At 69.4% G+C, this 5,769-nt stretch carries 4 protein-coding genes; 1 reads left to right on the top strand and 3 read right to left on the bottom strand.

What is annotated here, in order from left to right; all coding sequences use genetic code 11:
* The 3 genes from zwf to tkt all read right to left on the bottom strand — a co-directional run.
* On the bottom strand, positions 1 to 1,120 hold a 1,120-nt coding region (gene zwf, locus ABT300_RS40540), incomplete at its 3' end, for a glucose-6-phosphate dehydrogenase (RefSeq protein ID WP_351687153.1).
* Positions 1,121 to 1,124: 4 nt separating this feature from the next.
* Positions 1,125 to 2,243, bottom strand: a complete 1,119-nt coding sequence (gene tal, locus ABT300_RS40535; protein ID WP_351687150.1) for a transaldolase — start codon at positions 2,241 to 2,243, stop codon at positions 1,125 to 1,127.
* A 33-nt stretch (positions 2,244 to 2,276) separates the two neighbouring features.
* Positions 2,277 to 4,364 carry a transketolase gene (gene tkt, locus ABT300_RS40530; protein WP_351687147.1) on the bottom strand — a complete coding sequence of 696 codons (2,088 nt, stop codon included), beginning with the start codon at positions 4,362 to 4,364 and terminating at the stop codon, positions 2,277 to 2,279.
* Between the two features lie 354 nt (positions 4,365 to 4,718).
* Between tkt and ABT300_RS40525 the strand changes: the two genes are divergently transcribed.
* Entirely contained in the window at positions 4,719 to 5,672 is a 954-nt protein-coding gene (locus ABT300_RS40525; RefSeq protein ID WP_351687156.1) for a heme o synthase, read from the top strand.
* Positions 5,673 to 5,769: the final 97 nt, after the last annotated feature.

The following is a 5,769-nucleotide window of genomic DNA, read 5'->3' as shown; positions in this document are numbered from 1 at the left end:
GCTGGAAGACGACCGCGATCTCGGTCACGCGCCGGCCGAGCCGCTTGCCGGTGCGCAGATAGAACGGGACGCCCGCCCAGCGGCGGTTGTCGACGCCCACCTTGATCGCGGCGTAGGTGTCGGTCTTCGACTTGGGGTCGATGCCGTCCTCTTCGAGGTAGCCGACGGCCTTCTCGCCGCCCTGCCAGCCGGCCGCGTACTGACCGCGCACGGTGTCGCGGCCCAGGTCCTTCGGCAGCCGGACGGCGCCGAGCACCTTGGTCTTCTCCGCGGCCAGCGCGTCCGCGTCGAAGGAGGCGGGCTCCTCCATGGCGGTGAGCGCCATCAGCTGCAGGAGGTGGTTCTGGATGACGTCACGGGCGGCGCCGATGCCGTCGTAGTAGCCGGCCCGGCCGCCGATGCCGATGTCCTCGGCCATGGTGATCTGCACGTGGTCCACGAAGGACCGGTTCCAGATCGGCTCGAACATGGTGTTGGCGAAGCGCAGCGCCAGGATGTTCTGGACGGTCTCCTTGCCGAGGTAGTGGTCGATGCGGAAGACCTGGTCCGAGCCGAAGACCTCGTGGACGACCTTGTTGAGCTCCTCCGCCGAGGCGAGGTCGTGGCCGAAGGGCTTCTCGATGACCGCGCGTCGCCAGGAGCCGTTCTGCTGGTCGGCCAGCCCGTGCTTCTTCAGCTGCTTGATGACCACCGGGAAGGAGCGCGGCGGCACCGAGAGGTAGAAGGCGAAGTTGCCGCCCGTGCCCTGGGCCCGGTCGAGTTCCTCGATCGTGGAGCGCAGCCGGTCGAAGGCGTCGTCGTCGTCGAAGGTGCCCTGCACGAAGCGCATGCCCTGGACGAGCTGCTGCCAGACCTCCTCACGGAAGGGAGTGCGGGCGTGCTCCTTGACCGCGTCGTGGACCTCCTGCGCGAAGTCCTCGTGCTCCCACTCCCGGCGGGCGAAGCCGACCAGGGAGAAGCCCGGCGGCAGCAGACCCCGGTTGGCGAGGTCGTACACGGCGGGCATGAGCTTCTTCCGGGACAAATCGCCCGTGACGCCGAAGATGACCAGGCCCGACGGCCCCGCGATACGCGGGAGCCGTCGGTCGGCGGGGTCACGCAGCGGGTTGCTGCTCGACAAATTCTCAGCCCTTCGAGGGGGCGAGGCGCTGGAGTTCCGCCTCGGTCGACTTGAGCAGGTCGTTCCAGGACGCCTCGAACTTGTCGACGCCCTCGTCCTCGAGGAGCTGCACCACCTCGTCGTAGGAGATGCCGAGCTTCTCCACGGCGTCGATCTCGGCGCGGGCCTGCTCGTAGGTGCCGGCGACGGTGTCGCCGGTGATGTCGCCGTGGTCCTCGGCCGCGAACAGGGTCGCCTCCGGCATGGTGTTCACCGTGTTCGGCGCCACCAGGTCGTCCACGTACAGGGTGTCCTTGTACGCGGGGTCCTTCACGCCGGTGGAGGCCCACAGCGGACGCTGCTTGTTGGCGCCCGCCTTCTCCAGCGCGGCCCAGCGCTCGGTGCCGAAGACCTCCTCGTACGCCTGGTAGGCGAGGCGGGCGTTGGCGAGGCCGGCCTTGCCGCGGGCCGCCTTGGCCTCGTCGGTGCCGAGCGCGTCGAGGCGCTTGTCGATCTCGGTGTCCACGCGGGACACGAAGAAGGACGCCACGGAGTGGATCTTCGACAGGTCCAGGCCGCGCTCCTTGGCCTGCTCCAGGCCGGACAGGTAGGCGTCCATGACCTGGCGGTAGCGCTCCAGGGAGAAGATCAGCGTGACGTTGACGCTGATGCCCAGGCCGATGACCTCGGTGATGGCCGGCAGGCCGCCCATGGTGGCCGGGATCTTGATCAGCGTGTTGGGGCGGTCGACCAGCCACGCGAGCTGCTTGGCCTCGGCGACCGTCGGCTTGGTGTGGTGCGCGAGCCGCGGGTCCACCTCGATGGACACCCGGCCGTCCTGGCCGCCGGTGGCGTCGAAGACCGGGCGCAGGATGTCGGCGGCGTCGCGGACGTCCGCCGTCGTGATCATGCGGATGGCCTCTTCGACCGTGACCCCGCGGGCGGCGAGGTCGGACAGCTGCTGGTCGTAGCCGTCGCCCTGGGAGATCGCCTTCTGGAAGATCGACGGGTTGGTGGTGACGCCCACGACGTGCTGCTGGTCGATCAGCTCGGCGAGGTTGCCGGACGTGATCCGCTTGCGCGACAGGTCGTCCAGCCAGATCGCGACGCCCTCCTCGGAGAGGCGCTTGAGTGCGTCTGTCATGGAATTACATCTCCTACGGGTCGTGTGTGAGCGTCAGCGCTGGGCGGCGGCGAGGGATTCCCGCGCCTTGGCCGCCACGTTCTCGGCAGTGAAGCCGTACTCCTGGAAGAGGACCTTGCCGTCGGCCGAAGCACCGAAGTGCTCCAGGGAGACGATGCGACCGGCGTCCCCGACGTACTTGTGCCAGGTGAGGCCGATGCCGGCCTCGACCGACACGCGGGCCCTGACGGACGGCGGCAGAACGCTGTCCCGGTACCCCTGGTCCTGCTCCTCGAACCACTCCACGGACGGCATGGAGACCACCCGGGTGGGCACGCCGTCGGCTTCCAGCCGCTCGCGCGCCTCGACGGCGACGTGCACCTCGGAGCCGGTCGCGAGGAGGATCACCTCCGGCGTTCCCGTGGAGGCCTCGAGGAGGACGTAGCCGCCCTTGGCCGCGTCCTCGTTGGGCTCGTAGGTCGGCACGCCCTGACGGGTGAGGACCAGACCGTGCGGGGCTCCCTTGCCGAAGACCTTCGTCCACCGCTTGAGGATCTCGCGCCAGGCGATGGCGGTCTCGTTGGCGTCGGCCGGGCGGACCACGTTCAGGCCGGGGATCGCGCGCAGCGACGCGAGGTGCTCGACCGGCTGGTGGGTGGGGCCGTCCTCGCCGAGGCCGATGGAGTCGTGCGTCCACACGTAGGTGACCGGCACGTGCATCAGTGCGGACAGGCGCACCGCGTTGCGCATGTAGTCGGAGAACACGAGGAACGTGCCGCCGTAGATGCGCGTGTTGCCGTGCAGCGCGATGCCGTTCATCTCCGCGGCCATGGAGTGCTCGCGGATGCCGAAGTGGACCGTGCGCCCGTACGGGCTCGCCTCGGGCAGCGGGTTGCCCTCGGGGAGGAAGGACGACGTCTTGTCGATCGTGGTGTTGTTGGAGCCGGCGAGGTCGGCCGAGCCGCCCCACAGCTCGGGGATGACCGAGCCGAGCGCCTGGAGCACCTTGCCGGACGCGGCGCGGGTGGCGACGCCCTTGCCGGGCTCGAAGACCGGGAGCTTCTCCTCCCAGCCGGCGGGCAGCTCGCCCGCGGCGACGCGGTCGAACTCGGCGGCGCGGTCGGGGTTGTTGTCCCGCCACTGCTGGAACGACTTCTCCCAGACGGCGCGGGCGGCCTGGCCGCGCTCCAGCGCGCCCCGGGCGTGCGCGATGACCTCGTCGGCCACCTCGAAGGACTGCTCCGGGTCGAAGCCGAGGACGCGCTTGGTCGCGGCGACCTCGTCGTCGCCGAGCGCCGAGCCGTGCGCGGCTTCGGTGTTCTGCGCGTTCGGGGCAGGCCAGGCGATGATCGAGCGCATCGCGATGAAGGACGGCTTGTCCGTCACCAGCTTCGCGGCCTCGATGGCGTCGTAGAGGGCGTGCGGGTCCAGGTCGCCGTCCGGCTTGGGGGCGACCCGCTGCACGTGCCAGCCGTACGCCTCGTACCGCTTCACGGTGTCCTCGGACACGGCCGTCTCGGTGTCGCCCTCGATCGAGATGTGGTTGTCGTCCCACAGCAGGACCAGGTTGCCGAGCTTTTGGTGACCGGCCAGCGAGGACGCCTCGGCGGAGATGCCCTCCTGGAGGCAGCCGTCACCGGCGATGGCGTAGACGAAGTGGTCGAACGGCGATTCGCCGTCCGGGGCGTCGGGGTCGAACAGCCCGCGCTCGTAGCGCGCGGCCATCGCCATGCCCACGGCGTTGGCGACACCCTGGCCCAGCGGGCCGGTCGTCGTCTCGACGCCCGTGGTGTGGCCGTACTCCGGGTGCCCCGGGGTCTTCGAGCCCCAGGTGCGGAACGCCTTCAGGTCGTCCAGCTCCAGGCCGAAACCGGCCAGGTACAGCTGGGTGTAGAGCGTCAGCGACGAGTGGCCCGCGGACAGCACGAAGCGGTCGCGGCCGACCCAGTCGGCGTCCGCCGGGTCGTGTCGCATCACCTTCTGGAAGAGGGTGTACGCGGCAGGCGCGAGGCTCATCGCCGTACCGGGATGGCCGTTGCCGACCTTCTGTACGGCGTCGGCGGCCAGGACGCGGGCGGTGTCCACGGCCCGCTGGTCCAGCTCGGTCCACTCGAGGTCTGTGGTGGTCGGCTTGGTGCTCACCCTGGGTCAGGGCTCCTCTCCACATGTCACGCATGTCGAATACCGGTGCACGCGGCGCCCACCGGCCGTTGTCGAGCCTACCCCCGTCAGAACGTGCATTTTTTCGAGTCATTCCAGACTGCCGGGTAGCTTCGCGATCCGCCCGCCGACCGGTGAGTTTCCTGTTCAGCAAGTGAATACGGAGCCGCTCGTACGAGTGCTCAACAGAGTGCCTTCCGGCTCTTCCGCGGGGCCCGTCCAACACGACCCCACCCCCGCGAATATCGGGGTATGGGCAACGTCTACAGTGGCGTGGTACGCGCGAGCCTTTACCCCGTGTTCACAGGGAGAGCTCGCTGGGAGTCTCTGTCAGGGGTGTGCGTGACGGCCGTTGAATCCCGTCCAGTGGGGATTGTCGGGGCGAGCCAGAACCCGAGCCGACGGCCGGTGGGGGCCCGGGTCAAGGCGTTCGTGGCGCTGACCAAGCCGCGGATCATCGAACTGCTGCTGATCACCACCGTCCCGGTGATGTTCCTGGCGCAGCAGGGCGTTCCGGACCTCGGACTGGTCGTCCTGACCTGCCTCGGCGGCTATCTGTCCGCGGGCGGCGCGAACGCGCTGAACATGTACATCGACCGCGACATCGACGCCCTGATGGACCGCACGTCGCAGCGTCCGCTGGTCACCGGGATGGTGAGCCCGCGTGAATGCCTCGCCTTCGGAATCACCCTCGCGGTGGTGTCGACCCTGCTGTTCGGGCTCGCCGTCAACTGGCTGTCGGCCTGGCTCGCCCTCGGCGCGCTCCTCTTCTACGTCGTCGTCTACACGATGATCCTCAAGCGGCGCACCTCGCAGAACATCGTGTGGGGCGGCATCGCCGGCTGCATGCCGGTCCTGATCGGCTGGTCGGCGGTGACGAACTCGGTGTCCTGGGCGCCGGTCGTCCTGTTCCTCGTCATGTTCTTCTGGACGCCGCCGCACTACTGGCCGCTCTCCATGAAGGTCAAGGACGACTACGCGCGCGTCGGCGTGCCGATGCTGCCGGTCGTCGCCTCCAACAAGACCGTCGCCAGGCAGATCGTCCTCTACAGCTGGGTGATGGTCGGCGTCTCGCTGCTGCTGCAGCCGCTGGGCTACACCGGCTGGTTCTACACCTCGGTCGCGCTGCTGGCGGGCGGCTGGTGGCTGTGGGAGGCGCACGGTCTGCAGAACCGGGCGAAGGCGGAGATCACGGGCGGCAAGCTGAAGGAGATGCGGCTGTTCCACTGGTCCATCACCTATGTGTCGCTGCTCTTCGTCGCGGTCGCGGTGGACCCCTTCCTGCGGTAGCCGCCCGGCGCCGCTCCCTGTGGGCACGGCACGCGGCCGGGGGGGGGGGGGGTTGGCGCGCCCACCCCCCCCCCCCCGGGACAGGGAACGGCAGAGC

It is taken from the genome of Streptomyces sp. NPDC001027 (genome assembly GCF_040299045.1).
Lineage (GTDB): Bacteria > Actinomycetota > Actinomycetes > Streptomycetales > Streptomycetaceae > Streptomyces.
Note: the sequence above shows the minus strand (reverse complement) of the source record. Positions and strands in the feature narration are given on the sequence as shown.

What these genes read in the sequence shown, in the direction of transcription:
- tal (WP_351687150.1), bottom strand. Translation starts at nt 2,243, where the DNA reads ATGACAGACGCACTCAAGCGCCTCTCCGAGGAGGGCGTCGCGATCTGG.